The following is a 17,523-nucleotide window of genomic DNA, read 5'->3' on the forward strand; positions in this document are numbered from 1 at the left end:
GGGCAACTTTACTTTTCGTTACTGATGTCGGTTTTTTTCCGTTCACCTACTTACCTGATTTTATGAAGTGGGTATAGCAGGGCGTTCTCCCTTCTGAAACCTCAACCATGCCTGTTGTAAATCAGCAGGAGCAGGATTAGTGGCATCATAAATGACAATTACATTAGTTAAAGATCCACTGGGAGGAACTAAAATAGTATTTTTGGTGGCTAAGGCTCTAGAAGCCCCACCATCTAAATTCATGGCCTCGTAACAACCTATGGCTTTCATTGCCTCCGCTTCTTCCTGTAAAGAGAGAGCGATTTCAAAGTTCGCTAAAATAAGCTTTGTACCATCTTTGGTAAAACCAATGGCTGTTCGACTGCTATTACCCAACACAGAGGGATCTTTAAAACCTTCAATTTTGGGGTTGAGCCAAATTTCCCCCTGTCGCAATAGTCTCGGTCCACCAGTTAGGGAAAACCAATGTTTATTCCATTCTGGTCTACCGTCTGCTCTTGCTGTGACTATTTCCGGTTTGTTGCCAATTCCTAACCCCAGAGTAGTACCAAAGTTTTCCCAAGGACGGTATTTGAGAAATTTTCCCCCTGCTACCATGTTACCCATAACTGTTTTTTGGGGATTTTTGGCGGAAAATGTGCCGTTGGCTACTACTGTAGCCCCATAACGCAGCACTAATTTATTAAATTCTTCATCACCACTGGTTTTTTGAATTGTGTTAGCAAAGCTGGCATTTTTGGCTAAACCCATTGTGATTAAGTTTTTTGGATCTGTGAGGTCAACTATGGTCTGATAAAAAGGGATACCATTAATTTGACTTTTGCTGACCTGTACAGCTTGGCCGTAACTGGGTAATGTGATTGTTAATCCCTGTGCTAAGGTTGCTCCACTAAGAAAGAGAAAGGATCTACGGCTGATTTTATTAATTGGCATAATTGATTTTTATTAACTCTGATTTCTTCTTTCTTCTTGTTTCTGACTCCTGACTCCTATATTTTATGAATAATTGCTATATCATTTTTCACAAGCCCTATGGAGTCCTGAGCCAATTTACTCAAGAAAGTCCTCAACATATCACTCTCAAACAGTATATAGATGTTCCCGACGTTTATCCTGTGGGGCGTTTGGACTGGGATAGTGAAGGACTACTATTGTTAACAAATGATGGACAGTTCCAGCATCGTCTCGCTCATCCCCGCTTTGGTCATCAACGTACCTATTGGGCGCAGGTGGAACGCATTCCTACCTTGGATGCAATTAATCAGTTACAAACTGGAGTGAAAATTCAAGATTATTGCACCGCCCCCGCCCAAGTTAGGTTATTGTTAGAAGAACCATCGGTGACACAACGTACTCCCCCCATTAGATTTCGTAAAAGTATTCCCACGGCTTGGCTGGAAATTACCCTCACTGAAGGCAAAAACCGCCAAGTTCGTCGTATGACGGCCGCTGTGGGTTTTCCAACTTTGCGATTGATTCGGGTGAGTATTGCTAATATTCAATTACATGATTTAGCACCAGGACAATGGCGAGAACTTACTCCCACAGAACTCACTAGGCTTAATTATGCACCGGAAAAGTAAATTAATCTACTGTCATACTCAATACCTTCGCTATCTTTTATAAGTTGGGTTGAGCGCAGTAAAACCCAAGGGTTTGTGCCTATAGCACACTAGGTGAACCTACCTGAAACCAATCTAGGAATCAAGCTTTTGTGAATTTTGCCCTTAGGTAAAATACCAGTATTATCTTATATATTATCAATGCCAATTGATTCCTGAAACAGGAAAATCAAGGAACTTCTATGATGCTGATTTGCCCCCAGTGTACATTTCCCAACTCTGATCATAATAAATTCTGTCAAAATTGTGGCACTTCCCTAACTGATAAAATCCGCTTTGATGCTAATGACGATATTGTATCAGATACAAATCGTTTTTACGATGGGAATATACCGTTAAGAGATATTCAGTCTGAACAGATGCAAATTCTGACACAATCAGAAACTACTTATTCTCTGTTGTCTATGTCAGAAATATCCACGGATACGGTGGAAGTATCGTCTGGAGAAAATCCGGATTCTTCCATGACTATCTTGCAATTAGACTTAGACCATGAAACGGAGGACAGAATTGTCAGTGATCAGATGACAAATATACTGCTATACCCTTCGTTAATTAGTTGGGAATATGCGGCATATACTGATACTGGTCGTCAACGAAATCATAATGAAGACTATTTTGCTATTGATAGCAAAGTTCACAAACAAGAATTACCAGAAGGTGCTATTCTCACAAAGACGGGTTTGTATATTCTCTGTGATGGTATGGGTGGTCATGCAGGAGGTGAAGTGGCCAGTAAATTGGCTGTGAATACTATCCGTAAATACTTCCAAGAAACTTGGACTAGCGCGGAATTACCTACACAAGAAAGTATTAAAGAGGCAGTTTATTTAGCTAACCAAGCCATTTATGACCTGAATCAACAACAAGCCCGTTCGGGAATGGGGCGCATGGGTACTACTTTGGTAATGTTGTTACTTCAGGATCATCAAGCAGCGATCGCTCATGTGGGAGATAGTCGTCTTTATTGCCTAACTCACAGGGAAGGATTAGTACAATTAACTATAGATCATGAAGTCGCTCAACGGGAAATTTCCAGGGGTGTAGAACCAATTATAGCTTATGGCCGTGCCGATGCTTACCAACTCACCCAGGCTCTTGGTCCACGTGATCAAGATTACCTCCATCCCGATGTATCTGTTTTTGATATTCATGAAAATATGCTTCTGCTGTTGGTATCAGATGGTTTATCAGATAATGAATGCTTAGAAACTCACTGGCAAACTCATCTTCAACCTTTATTGAGTTATGATAGTGACTTAGAAATGGGTATTCAAGATTTAATTGAGTTGGGCAATGAATATAATGGTCATGATAACATTACGGCTATACTTGTACGAGTAAAAGTATCTCCATCTCAACCCGGTTTGTCATCAATTTAGTTTTTTGTTCTGAGGTTTTAGGCTGTATTGTGATTACTTTAACTCTATTAGAAAAAATCACAAAAACACCGCTCCAGCAGTGGCACTTTCAAGATTCTACCGTCATTCGCATTGGTCGAGCGGTAGATAATCACATTGTCTTGAGTGATAATTCTGTTTCTAGGTATCATTTAGAACTAAGATCTACTACTAATCCCCAGGGAGGTAATTGGGAAATCATTAGTCAAGGTACTAATGGCACTTTCCTGAATGGTAGTTTAATTACCAAGTCTATACTCACAGATAATTCTCTTCTGCAATTGGCGATAGGTGGACCTTTAATCCAGGTGCAAATTCAGAAATTATCCCCCGTAATTACTCCCCCTTTATCGTCCCTGGCTGGGGAAATTAATCAGGTTATAAAACCTTTATCTTCCGGTTCTCGTTGCACCCATGAGGGAAATGATCCGGGAAATGTATTTTGTGTTCATTGTGGCCAACCCATTCTCGTCCAAAAGACTATTCGCCATTATCAAATCATACGTACTTTGGGAAAAGGTGGTATGGGTACTACCTATTTAGCTTGGGATGCTATAGGTGAGACTACTAATGTAACACAATTGCTGGTATTAAAAGAAATGAATGCTGATATGGCAAAAATTCCCAAAGCACGAGAGTTATTTGAAAGAGAGGCAAGTATTCTTAAATACCTTAATCATGAGGGAGTTCCTAAGTATTATGATTTCTTTGTGGAAGATGGTAAAAAATACTTGGCCATGGAATTAATTCACGGACAAGATCTAGAAAAACGGATTTCGTTAACCGGACCTGTGACACCTCCACAAGCGATCGCCTGGATGGTACAAACTTGTGATATTCTAGATTATCTTCATGGCCAAGAACCGCCACTAATTCACAGGGATATTAAACCAGCTAATTTAATGGTGCGAGGTAGTAATAATAGTATTGTGGTTTTGGATTTTGGCGCTGTCAAGGAAATTGGCACAAAACCGGGGACAAGAATCGGCGCTGTGGGTTATTGCGCCCCTGAACAGGAACGCGGACAACCTCTTACCCAATCTGATTTATATGCTATTGGTCCAACGCTCATTTTTTTATTAACTGGGGAAAATCCTTTAAAATTCTATCGTCAACAGGGGCGAAATTTTCGCTTTGATGTTAAAGGTATACCCGCCATTACTAATCAGTTAAGACAGGTCATTGAATGCGTTACCGAACCTTTACCCGCGCGTCGTTATCATACCGCACAAGAGTTAGCTCAAGCATTAAAATCAGTCAGCAGATAGAAGAATTTGGTTAGCGGTGAGGTTCAATTTAGGGAAAACTTGTGAAATTACTTGATCATTGTCTCTAAACTGCTTTATTTGATACTCATCACCGATTAAAGAACAAACTGATACAGTCGGCTCTTTTGGTTCACCAACGAATTTAGAAGCGCCAAAAGGTTGATAATCAACAATCCAGTATTCTTTAATTCCCATTTCCTCATAGTCACTATATTTTCTATAGTAATCAACTCGCCAATTTGTGCTGACAACTTCAATAAGTAATGGTACGGAATCACTCTGGATAACAGTTGACTCTTTCTCCCATAACGGTTCATTAACTAAGTTAGTGGAATCTATCAACAAAACATCTGGACAATAGGTTGATTCAGTTGTTGGTGGTTTAACTAGTGCCTGTTTAGGAATAAAATAGGGAAGATTTAATCGGTCAAACTCAACTGTCAGTTTTCTGGACAAAAACCCTGTTCTGCTTTCGTGTTTTCCTAATGGTGGGTTCATCTCGATAATTTCCCCATCATGCAGTTCATAAAATCCGCCTTCTGGTTTCCATTTAATAAACTCCTCAAAGGTTACTAACTTGGTTTTTGACAAGGCTTGAACCATAATTTATCTGCCTTCATCAAGATGCCTGAGTATGTTAGGATACTGAAATGTCTATTTTTATTGTGCTAAATCTATAATAGAATTGTGGCTAATTTCACCCACCATTAAAGCAAGGACAATGGGACGCAAGCCCATTGCTATGCTACAGGTAGGAGTATTTGCGCCTGAATCTATTACAGAGAAATAACTGGTATACAATAAATATTTATTCGTCGTCCCATGTTTCTACCGCTAATAAATCGCTAATTGGATCTTGAGTGCTAAATCCAAAGTCTAACAACTCTTGTTTCCAATATTGCCACTCATCGCCATAAAGTAAGGCAATTTTCCAAATTTTATCATCGGACTTGATAATATTGGATTCTATGAGTGATTGCACGTTGCGTTGCAATTTCACCATTGGGTGAATTACTTGCTGAATCATAACCTTGGTATATTTCAGATTTTTGTGTGTAAATGCTTGATTAAAACAGTTTTCCACTAGCAATTATTACCTGTGCGTGGAGCAATTATGGTTTGGCAAAGCTAGTTCTAACTTTTTTATTGTACCATAACTGGTGAAGTGTAAATTGCTTGAGAATTCGGTTTTGTACGGTAATTACTACCACTAAAGGCCAATTAGGCAAATAGTAGTGACGATATGCAGTCTACAAGGTTTTTAGTCCTGTGATAGTTATCATAACGCAGTTAGAGAAGATTGACACGAATTTTTCAAATTTAGTTGTAGTTGTTGGCAGGAATGGAATAAAAAATGTTTTGTGTGAAAGATAGTTAACCAGTTTGTTCATCTTTGCGGCTGGATAGCTGCATATATTTTGTTTATTTTGATTCTTAACATATTACAACATATCTATGGGATAATGGCAAGTGTTTTAGATACAGTTGTTTTTAAGATTGTACCAAAAGTTGCCTTTTCCTGAAAGAATTTGTTGGGGTGAGGCCTCATGTCCTGAGTACGTCCAGAGAATTAGGGTCGGAAGCTTGATGATCTGATAAACTTAGCAATTTACCTTCAATATTTTTTGAGCAGAAAGACGATGAAAATCAATAATCAAACTATTGTGGCTAAAAATATTAATACCGGGTTTTTAGGGCAAAAATTGGCAAATAAGGGAAAAAAATGGATTGCAGCCTGTGGTGTAATCGTTTTCATGCTGGGAGGTTGCAACAGTTTGAAGAAAACCACCTCCGTAGAAACCAGTAACGACCAAGGGGAAAAAACCACCGTACCCAAACCAGAAATTGCTCCTCCTCCGATCTTTTCCTCCTCTGGAGATCCTAACTTTGTCGTTAAAGTAGTCCAAAAAACCGGTAATGCTGTAGTTCGCATTGATTCAACTAGAACCGTTACTACTCAAGTTCCTGACGAATTTTCTGATCCCTTTTTTCGCGGCTTTTTTGGTAATGTAATTCCATCACAACCCAGAGCAAGAGTAGAAAGAGGTAGCGGTTCTGGGTTTATAATTAATTCATCTGGACAAATTCTCACCAATTCTCATGTTGTAGACGGTGCTGATTTAGTTACAGTTACTCTTAAAGATGGCCGAACTTTTAAAGGTAAAGTATTAGGAGAGGATGCAGTCACGGATGTGGCGGTTATTCAAATTGATGCGAATAAATTACCCACCCTAGCCCTAGGTAAATCTGACACCTTACAACCAGGAGAGGCTGTGATTGCTATTGGTAATCCTTTGGGTTTAAATAATACTGTCACCTCTGGAATTATCAGCGCCACAGATCGTTCTAGTAGTGATATTGGTGCGAGTGATAAGCGCGTTGATTATCTGCAAACAGACGCAGCAATTAACCCCGGAAACTCCGGTGGACCATTATTAAATGCCCGTGGTGAAGTTATTGGCATGAATACAGCAATTATTCAAGGCGCTCAGGGTTTAGGATTTGCTATTCCTATTAATACAGTCCAAAAAATTGCCGAAGAATTAATTACTAAAGGTAGAGTTGATCATCCTTATTTGGGAATACAAATGGTAACACTCACACCGGAAGTCAAGGAAAAAATAACTACTAGATTTGGTGATAGAATCAATTTAGCCGCAAATCAGGGAATTTTATTAGTTAGAATTGTTCCCAACTCACCCGCAGCTATTGCTGGACTACGACCAGGAGACGTGATTAAAAGTATTAATAATCAACCAGTTTTGAAAGTTGATGAAGTGCAAAAACTAGTAGAAAATAGTAAAATTGGTATTCCTTTACAAGTGCAAGTAGAGCGTAATAGCAGAATTTTTCAAGTTTTAGTTAAACCCGCACCTTTACCAGTGAACAAGGAATAAAATTCCTTAAAAACTGTCAGAATCAGGATATTCAGAATTAAAAGCAGATGACGCGCTTTATACATGATCAATTGGCAAAACAATATCTAACAGAACTATTAACACCTTATGGACAAGTAGAAACCAGTAAAGATATTACCGCAGAAGTTAGACAAAATTTGACATTCATGCGGATTTAGAACGGCAAGCTAAACGCAATGAGACGCGAATCAATATTGGAATTTTGTTGTAAAATATCCTCTACAGTTATCCCGTGAGGAATTATGAGCTAGATTTGTGTGAATTAGCAGTATAAGTGGCTTATTTGTTTGGCTTACAGACCCGTCTGGAAATGAATTTCCAGGCTAATAGCTCAAGTTTACTAAAGTAAACTAACTAAATTTAGGCAGAAAATTTTCTAGTTCTTTTAGTCATCTTGAGATGACTTTTGCTATGAGACTGGGAATTTATTCCCAGGCGGTTAGGTGGTAATGAAATTTGATATGAGAAAAATATAGAGATTTGAAAATGTTAAAATTTGCGCCAATCATTAAATTAGGTAATCCGATATTAGGACAAAAAGCGGCTGCGGTTGAGAATATTCAAGATGAGAAAATTCAAAACCTGATTGATGAATTAATTACCTCAGTTGCTCAAGCTAATGGGGTGGGAATTGCTGCACCACAAATAGCAGCATCATACCGTTTATTTATCGTCGCTTCCCGTCCTAATGCTAGATATCCCCACGCACCAGAAATGCAGCCCACCGCAATGATCAACCCGCGAATTGTTGCCCATTCTTCGGAAATAGTCAAGGGTTGGGAAGGTTGTTTAAGTGTTCCGGGAATTAGGGGTTTAGTTCCTAGATATCAAACAATTGAAATCGAATATACAGACCGTTATGGCAATTTACAAAAACAAGAATTAACTGATTTTATTGCCCGAATTTTTCAACATGAGTATGATCATTTGGAAGGATTAGTATTTTTAGATCGTGTGGAAAATAATCATGATTTAATTAGTGAGGAAGAATATCAGAAATTGGTAATGTAGTGGTTATTGGGTGAGTGAGATACAACCACCCCACCCCCAACCCCCTCCCCGCAAGCGAGGAGGGGGCTATAATCTACCTGATTACAGTGCATACCGCTATTAATTGGGGACTGGAGACTGGAATGAAAAATATTCTTGCTCTGCTCCTCTTTCCCCTATCACCATCCTAATTTTTCTAAAACCGGTTTTGTAGACACAATATGTCTTTCTAAACCGAGTTCTTTAGGACTAACACCTAAAGCCAAAGCAATTAATTGGGGTAAGTGTAAAATTGGTAAACCTAATTTTTGACCAATAACTTTTTCTACTTCCGGTTGACGAGAATCTAAATTCAAATGACACAGAGGACATGGTGTGACAATACAATCAGCCCCATTAGCTACAGCCTCTTGAATATGATTTCCCGCCATTTGGAAGGATTCTGTAGTCGCATAGCTAGACAAAGGCCAACCACAACATTGAGTCCTGCCACGATAATATATAGGTGTCGCTCCTACAGCCCGAAATACATTTTCCATTGCTTCGGGTTGAAAAGGATCATCATAAGGCATGGATTTTTGAGCGCGAAGCAGATAACAGCCATAAAAAGCTGCACATTTTAATCCACTTAATTTCTTGTTAACACGCCCAGAAATTTCCTCTAAACCATAATCTGTCACCAAAGCATACAAAAGATGTTTAACTTCTGTACTCCCCCGATAAGGAGAACAGCCTTCTTTTTCCAGTAAACCATTAACTTTGTTGAGATAATCGGGATTTGTAGATTGACATTCTTTTAACCGTTCATCAACATGACCAAGGACACCCTGACAAGTGCTACAATGAGTTAGTAAGGGGAGATGCAAAGATTCCGCTAAAGCGATATTTCTAGCGTTAACGGTGTCTTCTAATAATTGCGAATCTTCTTTAAATGTACCAGAACCACAACAAGCGGCTTTTTTCAATTCAATCAGTTCAATACCTAACGCCTTAGTTAGAGATTGAGTGGATAAATACAGTTCTCGACAAGCTCCTTGCGCTACACAACCGGGATAATAGGCGTATTTGAGAGTTTTGGATGGCATAAAAGTATACTTGATTTAGATTTTAGAGGTAATTGGGATTTGTTATGTATTGGTAGTGATTGGTGGTTGGACTATTAAATCCGCTGATCTTCAATTCTCAGTTTTCATGATAGAACCTATACTCAGATTCACTCTTTCCGATAAGATGTATATGGCCAAAAAAACTTTGTTCATTGAGAGCAAATCATAGCAACTTTTTAAGGACTTTTATTTATGAGCCAAGCAGATACTTTTGAAAGAGTAAAAAAAATTATCATTGAGCAACTGAGTGTAGACAAACCGGAGAAGGTTATACCAGAAGCCAGTTTTATTGACGATTTAGGGGCTGATTCCCTAGATACAGTTGAGCTAGTCATGGCCTTGGAAGAAGAGTTTGATATCGAAATTCCTGACGAAGAAGCTGAAAAAATTACAACTGTTCAAGCTGTAGTAGATTATATCAATAGTCACGTTGCTGCATCTGCTTAGATAAGTTGTAGTTCAGTATGGGCGGGTTTAAAGAGATATTTTGCAGGTATACAGATTAACTGGATAAACCCGCCGGTACATGAGTGTTGAGTGTTTAAACCGTAAAAATTCAAGGAAAACCCCAAAAGTCCTAATTTTGAGAAAACAATATACTCAAAACTTGAGGATACTTGACTGGAAACTCAGCACTCTTAATTGTTCCATCTGCTGCTTTTTTGCCATATTTAATGTAATTATGACAGACTTAAAACGTAATCGCGTTGTTGTAACAGGTGTGGGCGCGATTACACCCATTGGAAACACACCCGCCGAATATTGGGAAGGATTATTGAGCGGACGCAATGGTATTGACTATATTACCGCTTTTGATGCTTCTAAACATAGTTGTCGCATTGCCGGTGAAGTCAAAAACTTTGATCCAGAGACTTACTTAGAACGCAAAGAAGCCAAGCGCATGGATCGTTTTTCTCAACTGGGTGTATCAGCAGCTATTCAAGCTGTTGCGGACTCAGGGTTAGTAATTGACGATCTCAATGCTGAACAAATTGGCGTGATCATTGGTTCTGGTATTGGTGGCATTAAAGTATTAGAAGACCAACAAACCATTTATTTAGATCCTAAACGGGGTCCTAGTCGTTGTAGTCCCTTCATGATTCCCATGATGATCGCCAATATGGCAGCGGGATTAACAGCAATTCATACAGGTGCAAAAGGTCCCAATTCCTGTTCTGTAACAGCCTGTGCGGCTGGTTCTAATTCCATTGGTGATGCTTTTCGTCAAATTCAATGGGGATACGCTAAAGCTATGATTTGCGGTGGCTGTGAAGCAGCAGTTACCCCCCTATCAGTAGCAGGATTTGCCTCAGCACGGGCTTTATCCACCCGCAATGATGATCCAGCCCATGCTTGTCGTCCCTTTGATAGGGATAGGGACGGGTTTGTGATGGGTGAAGGCGCGGGAATTTTAATTCTCGAAGAGTTAGAACACGCCATTAAGCGTAGCGCACGCATCTATGGGGAAATTGTCGGTTATGGGATGACCTGTGATGCGTATCATATCACTGCGCCGATTCCCGGTGGTTTAGGTGCGGCTAGGGCGATAGAATTAGCTTTAAAAGATGGTGCGATCGCCCCAGAAATGGTAAGTTACATCAATGCCCATGGGACAAGTACACCAGCCAATGATGTCAACGAAACCGCCGCTATTAAGAAAGCTTTGGGAGATCACGCCTATAAAATAGCCGTCAGTTCCACTAAATCCATGACAGGACACCTTTTAGGTGGTTCGGGAGGAATTGAAGCCGTAGCGACAATTTTAGCCGTAGCTGATGACAAAATTCCCCCTACTATCAACATCGAAAATCTTGATCCAGAATGTGATCTAGATTATGTCCCCCACACCAGCCGCAGTCAAATAGTCGAGGTAGCCTTATCTAACTCCTTTGGCTTTGGTGGTCATAATGTCAGCCTAGCCTTCAAGAAATTTACTCCCTAAAGATACTTACTAGTCAGGTAATAGGTAACAGGTAAAGTTAATAACCCAATTATCCATTACCAAGACTTGTATTTATTATTGATCCCCGCATAATTTTGCTCCTAGTTTGTCTTTTAGAAGTGAACATAAGGCATGATAGAGAAATTCATAGCTGAACTAACAGCCTAGCTAATGCCAAGCTTTGGGAAGGTATGATTAAATTTATCGGCTTATCGGCCTGATTCATCACTAAAAACCTCAAACATCCCCCTTGTCCATTGATCATTGGGAATGAGATGATGAACCAAGTGGGATCATTTGCTCATGAACCCACAAAAAACCCTAAAAAGAGTCCTAACCCGTCCTTAACAATTAGAGATTATGGCTGTTGCAACCCAATCCCTCCAAGAACTTTGTATCAATTCTATCCGCTTTTTGGCTGTTGATGCCATAGAAAAATCCAAGTCAGGACACCCTGGACTACCGATGGGTGCTGCTCCCATGGCTTTTGTCCTTTGGGACTCCTTTATGCGGTATAATCCTAAAAATCCGCAATGGTTCAACCGCGATCGCTTTGTTTTATCCGCTGGTCATGGTTCAATGTTGCAGTATGCCCTACTGTACCTCACAGGCTACGATAGCGTTACCATAGACGACATTAAACAATTTCGTCAATGGGGTGCTAAGACCCCAGGCCACCCCGAAAATTTTGTGACAGCCGGTGTAGAAGTTACCACAGGTCCTTTAGGCCAAGGAATTGCTAATGCAGTCGGTTTAGCAGTAGCAGAAGCACACCTGGCCGCTAAGTTCAATAAACCTGATGCAACAATTGTTGATCACTACACTTATGTGATTCTTGGTGATGGTTGCAACATGGAAGGGATTTCTGGTGAAGCAGCCTCTATCGCTGGACACTGGGGATTAGGTAAACTTATTGCTCTCTATGACGATAACCATATCTCCATTGATGGTTCTACAGATGTAGCATTCACCGAAGATGTTTCTAAACGCTTTGAATCCTACGGTTGGCACGTTTTGCACGTTAAAGACGGTAACACAGATTTAGAAGGCATTGCCAAAGCGATCGCACAGGCCAAAGCAGTCACAGACAAACCCACCATGATTAAGGTGACAACCACCATCGGTTATGGTTCTCCTAATAAAGCTAATACTGCTGGTATTCACGGTGCAGCCTTAGGTGCAGATGAAACAATAGCTACCCGCAACAATTTAGGCTGGAAATACGATGCTTTTGTCGTTCCTGAAGATGCCCTCAACCATACCCGCAAGGCTGTTGAACGCGGTGCTGCTTACGAATCCGAGTGGAACAAAGCTTATGCTGAATACAAGGCTAAATACCCCCAAGAAGCCGCTGAATTTGAACGTTTGATTAGTGGCAAATTACCAGAGGGTTGGGATCAAGTATTACCTACCTACACAGATGCAGATAAAGCATTACCTACCCGCAAACACTCGGAAATCTGTCTCAACAAATTAGGTGCGGTTTTACCGGAATTAATCGGTGGTTCTGCTGACTTAACCCACTCCAACCTCACTGAACTTAAAGGTACTGGAGACTTCCAAAAAGGACATTTCGGAAATCGTAACATTCACTTCGGTGTCCGGGAACACGCCATGGGTGCAATTTGCAACGGTATGGCTTTACACCGCTCCGGTTTAATACCCTACGGTGCAACTTTCCTCATCTTCACCGATTATATGCGGGCTGCTATTCGTTTAGCTGCTCTTTCTGAAGCCGGCGCAATTTGGGTCATGACTCACGACTCCATTGGCCAGGGTGAAGATGGTCCTACCCACCAACCCATTGAAACTTTAGCTTCTTTGCGGGCTATTCCTGATTTAACCGTAATTCGTCCCGCAGATGGAAATGAAACCTCTGGTGGTTACAAAGTTGCCATTGAGAAGTCTAAAGCACAAGCTTCTACCTTATTAGCTTTCACTCGTCAAAATGTTCCTAACTTAGCAGGTACATCTATCGCAGGTGTCGCTAAGGGTGCATATACAATTGTTGATTGTCAAGGTACACCAGATATTATCTTAATTGGTACTGGTTCAGAATTAAGTCTTTGTGTGAGTGCCGCAGAGAAACTGACAGCAGAAGGTAAGAAAGTTCGTGTTGTTTCTATGCCTTCTTCTACCTTATTTGATACACAAGATGCAGCTTATAAAGAGTCCATTCTTCCTCAAGCTGTTACTAAACGCCTATCAGTGGAAGCGGCTAGTAGCTTCGGTTGGCATAAGTATATCGGTAGTGAAGGCGATACCGTCAGTATTGATACTTTTGGTGCTTCCGCTCCTGGTGGTATTTGTTTAGAGAAGTTTGGCTTCACAGTTGATAATGTTTTAGCTAAAGCCAAAGCATTGTTAGGCTAATTACAGCCGGAGTCAGGAGTAAAATTGGCTTATTGTCTGGCTTTGATTAGATTTTGTACCTGCTTGATTTCCAATCTGCTGTATCATAGCATCAATATTCTCTGATTTTTTAGGTGGGCTAAAACGCTCACCTTTTTTTATACATAAAGTCTAAATTAATACTAGTAAATCTGTGAAACCTGCGGATAGTTTCACTTTTAACTCCTGAATTTTGCTATTTAGAAGTTAGAACGCAGATTCCGCACATAATTTAGTATCCATCTTTTCAAGAATTACAGCACTTACGCACAAGTCGCGGAATAAGAAACCACTCCAGGCACAGAGGTAACAGAGAAATTGGGGCTTAGGGAGAGATATTTTGCGTAAGTCCTGAATTATTCGCTTGACTGAGCGGTTAGACAAATAAATATTAATACTTAAAAGTAAATAATACAATAGATACTTATAAGAAAGATTGTAGGGACAATATTTTGGACATACTAATTGTTATTTTAATTTTCGTGACATAAGAAATCTTAATATAAATACCCTAGAAATTAAAAGTAAATCGTGTTATATCTTTAATAAAGCATTCTACCTTATATATACCTATGAACTTCTCACTTTTACTTGAATCAGCCCTAAAGCTGACATACGACAAACTCAGTGGCTTTTCTGGTTTTAATAATAATTTCTGGCAGGTTTTCGACAGCGCTTTTGGGACGCAATACAACCGCAGCGCGGCGGAAATTCTGCGATTAGATTGGCAAGGGGGTAATTTCAGTCAACTTCCCCAAATCGAGGTTGTTAGTAACACCATTCTTGGCAATGCTAATGGCGCCTATTCTACTAGCACCAATAAGATTTATTTATCAGATAATTTTGTCGCAAATGCAAATTCAGCAGCAGTTAGTGACGTAATCTTAGAAGAAATTGGGCATTTTGTAGATGCTCGGATTAATCAAACGGATAGCGCTGGAGACGAAGGGGCGATTTTTGCCGCTTTGGTACGAGGTGAAAGTCTGAATGGGACAACTTTACAGAGTTTGCAAGCAGAGAATGACCACGCTACGATTATAATAAATGGAGAAGCGATCGCAATTGAACAGAGTGCTTTAATCACAAGAGACTTAAATAGCGTTACTGCCGCGCAACTTGTTAACACTTTAATCGGCAACTCCGGTATTACACCCGACAAAATCAGCAACGTCAGGTTTATTGGTGCAAATGTTGCCGGGGGTACTTTTACCGGTGGACTAGGAACAATAGGCATAGACAACGGTATTGTTCTGAGTACGGGAAATATTGATGTTGATGATGATCCTTCAACCTACTCAACTTCTAACGGTAAATCAGGTGACAGAGATCTAGATGCCATAGTCAAAACTATAGTCTCTAATAACAGCACCAATGATGCAGCAGTATTAGAGTTTGACTTTATTCCGACCTCGAATACTATCAGCTTCTCCTATGTATTTGCTTCTGAAAATTATCCTGAGTTGGGAAATTCAAGGTTCAATGATGTTTTTGCCTTTTACTTAAATGGTAGAAACATTGCTTTCGTCCCCGGTGTAACAACTCCTGTTTCTATCAATACTGTCAACACTGGAACGAACTCGGCATTTTTCAAACCTGATTATTATGGAAATATTTTAGGTACGAAGTTCGATGGTTTCACAACTGTATTAAGTGCAGTAGCAACAGATCTTATTCCAGGTGTTACTAATCACATCAAGTTAGCGATCGCTGATAGCCGTGACTATGCTCGTGATTCGGCAGTTTTTATTCAAGGTTTTAGTGACCCAAGTACCATTGTTAAAGTCATAGCTACAGATAGCGACGCGGGAGAAGGAACAACAGCTAACCCAGGTGTGTTTACGATTACTCGCACAGGTAGCACTAACAATGCTCTCACAGTTAGTTACACAATTTCGGGAACTGCATCTACTGGTGACTACAGTCCCATTCCTTCTACCGTAACTTTTCTGGCGGGAGAGACTTCAAAGACCGTCACCATTACTCCCGTTAATGATAATCTTGTCGAAGGCTCAGAAACCGTAATCCTGTCATTAATTAGTGGCACTAATTACAGTTTAGGCACAGACAATAGTGCAACAGTAATCATCACTGACAATGATGTTGATCCAGGACGTGCTGTTGTTAGCCTATCGGTTAATCCTGCTAGTGTTCTTGAAGACGGGACAACAAATCTAGTTTACACTTTCACTCGTGCTGGAAATCTGACTAATGCCTTAACTGTTAACTTCAATGTTGGCGGTTCAGCTACTTTCAGCAGTGACTCTAATTACACTGACTATACTCAAACAGGAGCAGCCAGTTTTGGACTAACAAGAGGATCCATTACCTTTGCTGCGGGTGCAAGTACGGCCACTTTAACCATTGACCCCAAAGCAGATACCACCTTTGAAGGTAATGAAAAAGTCGAGTTAACCCTAGCTCCTGGATCAGGTTACGTTATCAATACAGCCACCGCCGTCATTGGAACTATTACTGATGAGGATACCAATGTTAACGTAGCCGTATTCCCTGATAGCGTATTGGAAGATGGTACAGCTAACCTGGTTTATACCTTCAGTCGGTATGGAAAGATAGATAATGCCTTAACCGTTAACTATAGCATTGGCGGTACAGCCGATGGTGCTGACTACACAGGAGCAACACCAGGAACAGGTAAAACCATCACCTTTGCTGTCGGTGAAACTACGGTAACCTTAACCATAGACCCCACAGCAGACACCACATTTGAAAATGATGAAACAGTAGCTGTCACCTTAGCTAATGGCACAGGTTACACCGTTGGTACATCAGGATCAGCAACGGGAACTATTATTAATGATGACAAACCTCTCGTTACTGTAGCCGTAACTCCAAGCAGCGTATTTGAAGACGGTACACCCAACCTAGTCTATACCTTCACCCGTACCGGAGTTACCACCAACCGCTTAACAGTCAACTATAGCATTGGTGGTACAGCCGATGGTAATGACTACACAGGGGCAACACCGGGAACAGGTAAAACCATCACCTTTGATGCGGGTGCAACTACAGCTACTTTAATCATAGACCCTACAGCAGATGCCATCATTGAAAGTAATGAGACAGTTGCTGTCACCTTAGATAGTGGCACAAGTTATACCGTTGGTACAACAGGACCCGTCATAGGAACTATTAATGATGACGATACTGCTAGTATTACCGTAACCGTAAGTCCAAGCAGCGTATTTGAAGACGGTACACCCAACCTAGTCTATACCTTCACTCGCAGTTATCCTGGTGGTACAAGCCTGTCCTTAGGTAATCCCTTAACCGTTAACTTCAATGTTGGCGGTACAGCCACCTTCAACACTGACTACACTCAAACCGGTGCAGCTATTACATTTCCTACAGGAGCAACAACAGGAACAGGAACCATCACCTTTGCTGCGGGTGAAACTACGAAACAAATAACCATTAACCCCACAGGAGACACCACCGTTGAAAGTAATGAGACAGTAGCTGTCACCTTAGCTAATGGCACAGGTTACACCCTTGGTACAACAGGACCCGTCATAGGAACTATTAATGATGACGATACTGCTAGTATTACCGTAACCGTAAGTCCAAGCAGCGTATTTGAAGACGGTACACCCAACCTAGTCTATACCTTCACTCGCAGTTATCCTGGTGGTACAAGCCTGTCCTTAGGTAATCCCTTAACCGTTAACTTCAATGTTGGCGGTACAGCCACCTTCAACACTGACTACACTCAAACCGGTGCAGCTATTACATTTCCTACAGGAGCAACAACAGGAACAGGAACCATCACCTTTGCTGCGGGTGAAACTACGAAACAAATAACCATTAACCCCACAGGAGACACCACCGTTGAAAGTAATGAGACAGTAGCTGTCACCTTAGCTAATGG

General features: G+C 40.6%; 13 protein-coding genes and 1 pseudogene. 10 read left to right on the forward strand and 4 right to left on the reverse strand.

Translation table 11 applies throughout. The features are described from left to right. Nucleotides 1–60: 60 nt before the first annotated feature. The gene (locus ACIR310F_RS0111020; RefSeq protein ID WP_028083877.1) at nucleotides 61–933 is read right to left on the reverse strand and encodes a phosphodiester glycosidase family protein; all 873 of its coding nucleotides are present in this window, start codon (nucleotides 931–933) and stop codon (nucleotides 61–63) included. Nucleotides 934–998: 65 nt separating this feature from the next. Between ACIR310F_RS0111020 and ACIR310F_RS0111025 the strand changes: the two genes are divergently transcribed. From ACIR310F_RS0111025 to ACIR310F_RS0111035, 3 genes and pseudogenes are all read left to right on the forward strand, one after another. Further along, complete coding sequence (locus ACIR310F_RS0111025) at nucleotides 999–1,583, forward strand: rRNA large subunit pseudouridine synthase E (protein WP_028083878.1); 585 nt, start codon at nucleotides 999–1,001, stop codon at nucleotides 1,581–1,583. A 455-nt stretch (nucleotides 1,584–2,038) separates the two neighbouring features. Beyond that, nucleotides 2,039–3,004, forward strand: a pseudogene (locus ACIR310F_RS22210) (serine/threonine phosphatase); the annotation flags it as partial. Between the two features lie 29 nt (nucleotides 3,005–3,033). Further along, nucleotides 3,034–4,290: an FHA domain-containing serine/threonine-protein kinase gene (locus tag ACIR310F_RS0111035; RefSeq protein WP_028083879.1), complete on the forward strand. Its 1,257-nt coding sequence runs from the start codon at nucleotides 3,034–3,036 to the stop codon at nucleotides 4,288–4,290. Here the strand turns inward: ACIR310F_RS0111035 and ACIR310F_RS0111040 are convergent. Further along, nucleotides 4,276–4,893 (reverse strand): Uma2 family endonuclease, encoded by a 618-nt coding sequence (locus ACIR310F_RS0111040; RefSeq protein WP_028083880.1) that lies wholly within the window; start codon nucleotides 4,891–4,893, stop codon nucleotides 4,276–4,278. The two genes, ACIR310F_RS0111035 and ACIR310F_RS0111040, sit on opposite strands and share 15 nt — an antisense overlap. Nucleotides 4,894–5,098: 205 nt before the next feature. Further along, a complete protein-coding gene (locus tag ACIR310F_RS0111045; RefSeq protein ID WP_028083881.1) occupies nucleotides 5,099–5,317 on the reverse strand; it encodes a DUF4327 family protein in 219 nt (72 codons plus the stop codon). A 613-nt stretch (nucleotides 5,318–5,930) separates the two neighbouring features. Between ACIR310F_RS0111045 and ACIR310F_RS0111050 the strand changes: the two genes are divergently transcribed. From ACIR310F_RS0111050 to def, 3 genes are all read left to right on the forward strand, one after another. Continuing rightward, on the forward strand, nucleotides 5,931–7,187 hold the full coding sequence (locus tag ACIR310F_RS0111050; protein ID WP_028083882.1) for an HhoA/HhoB/HtrA family serine endopeptidase: 1,257 nt from the start codon (nucleotides 5,931–5,933) through the stop codon (nucleotides 7,185–7,187). A gap of 47 nt (nucleotides 7,188–7,234) precedes the next feature. Beyond that, nucleotides 7,235–7,366 carry a hypothetical protein gene (locus tag ACIR310F_RS27335; RefSeq protein ID WP_269208358.1) on the forward strand — a complete coding sequence of 44 codons (132 nt, stop codon included), beginning with the start codon at nucleotides 7,235–7,237 and terminating at the stop codon, nucleotides 7,364–7,366. A 328-nt stretch (nucleotides 7,367–7,694) separates the two neighbouring features. Continuing rightward, nucleotides 7,695–8,219 (forward strand): peptide deformylase, encoded by a 525-nt coding sequence (def, locus tag ACIR310F_RS0111060; protein WP_028083883.1) that lies wholly within the window; start codon nucleotides 7,695–7,697, stop codon nucleotides 8,217–8,219. A gap of 158 nt (nucleotides 8,220–8,377) precedes the next feature. On the opposite strand, the gene ACIR310F_RS0111065 is transcribed toward def, so the two are convergent. After that, nucleotides 8,378–9,283: a CoB--CoM heterodisulfide reductase iron-sulfur subunit B family protein gene (locus ACIR310F_RS0111065; protein WP_028083884.1), complete on the reverse strand. Its 906-nt coding sequence runs from the start codon at nucleotides 9,281–9,283 to the stop codon at nucleotides 8,378–8,380. A 213-nt stretch (nucleotides 9,284–9,496) separates the two neighbouring features. On the opposite strand from ACIR310F_RS0111065, the gene acpP reads away from it, so the two are divergent. The 4 genes from acpP to ACIR310F_RS23665 all read left to right on the forward strand — a co-directional run. Continuing rightward, entirely contained in the window at nucleotides 9,497–9,751 is a 255-nt protein-coding gene (acpP, locus tag ACIR310F_RS0111070) for an acyl carrier protein (RefSeq protein ID WP_028083885.1), read from the forward strand. Between the two features lie 235 nt (nucleotides 9,752–9,986). Continuing rightward, nucleotides 9,987–11,246 carry a beta-ketoacyl-ACP synthase II gene (fabF, locus tag ACIR310F_RS0111075; protein ID WP_028083886.1) on the forward strand — a complete coding sequence of 420 codons (1,260 nt, stop codon included), beginning with the start codon at nucleotides 9,987–9,989 and terminating at the stop codon, nucleotides 11,244–11,246. 360 nt (nucleotides 11,247–11,606) lie between these two features. Next, complete coding sequence (gene tkt / locus ACIR310F_RS0111080) at nucleotides 11,607–13,619, forward strand: transketolase (protein WP_028083887.1); 2,013 nt, start codon at nucleotides 11,607–11,609, stop codon at nucleotides 13,617–13,619. Between the two features lie 590 nt (nucleotides 13,620–14,209). Beyond that, a partial coding sequence (locus ACIR310F_RS23665) for a choice-of-anchor L domain-containing protein (RefSeq protein WP_196803202.1) occupies nucleotides 14,210–17,523 on the forward strand: 3,314 nt, incomplete at its 3' end.

Source organism: Dolichospermum circinale AWQC310F, from assembly GCF_000426925.1.
Classification (GTDB): Bacteria; Cyanobacteriota; Cyanobacteriia; order Cyanobacteriales; family Nostocaceae; genus Dolichospermum; species Dolichospermum circinale.

Coding starts and splice junctions, on each gene's coding strand:
- ACIR310F_RS0111050 (WP_028083882.1), top strand. CDS start 5,931: ATGAAAATCAATAATCAAACTATTGTGGCTAAAAATATTAATACCGGG.
- acpP (WP_028083885.1), top strand. CDS start 9,497: ATGAGCCAAGCAGATACTTTTGAAAGAGTAAAAAAAATTATCATTGAG.
- ACIR310F_RS27335 (WP_269208358.1), top strand. CDS start 7,235: ATGACGCGCTTTATACATGATCAATTGGCAAAACAATATCTAACAGAA.
- def (WP_028083883.1), top strand. CDS start 7,695: ATGTTAAAATTTGCGCCAATCATTAAATTAGGTAATCCGATATTAGGA.
- ACIR310F_RS0111040 (WP_028083880.1), bottom strand. CDS start 4,893: ATGGTTCAAGCCTTGTCAAAAACCAAGTTAGTAACCTTTGAGGAGTTT.
- ACIR310F_RS0111025 (WP_028083878.1), top strand. CDS start 999: ATGAATAATTGCTATATCATTTTTCACAAGCCCTATGGAGTCCTGAGC.
- ACIR310F_RS0111065 (WP_028083884.1), bottom strand. CDS start 9,283: ATGCCATCCAAAACTCTCAAATACGCCTATTATCCCGGTTGTGTAGCG.
- ACIR310F_RS0111045 (WP_028083881.1), bottom strand. CDS start 5,317: ATGATTCAGCAAGTAATTCACCCAATGGTGAAATTGCAACGCAACGTG.
- fabF (WP_028083886.1), top strand. CDS start 9,987: ATGACAGACTTAAAACGTAATCGCGTTGTTGTAACAGGTGTGGGCGCG.
- ACIR310F_RS0111020 (WP_028083877.1), bottom strand. CDS start 933: ATGCCAATTAATAAAATCAGCCGTAGATCCTTTCTCTTTCTTAGTGGA.
- tkt (WP_028083887.1), top strand. CDS start 11,607: ATGGCTGTTGCAACCCAATCCCTCCAAGAACTTTGTATCAATTCTATC.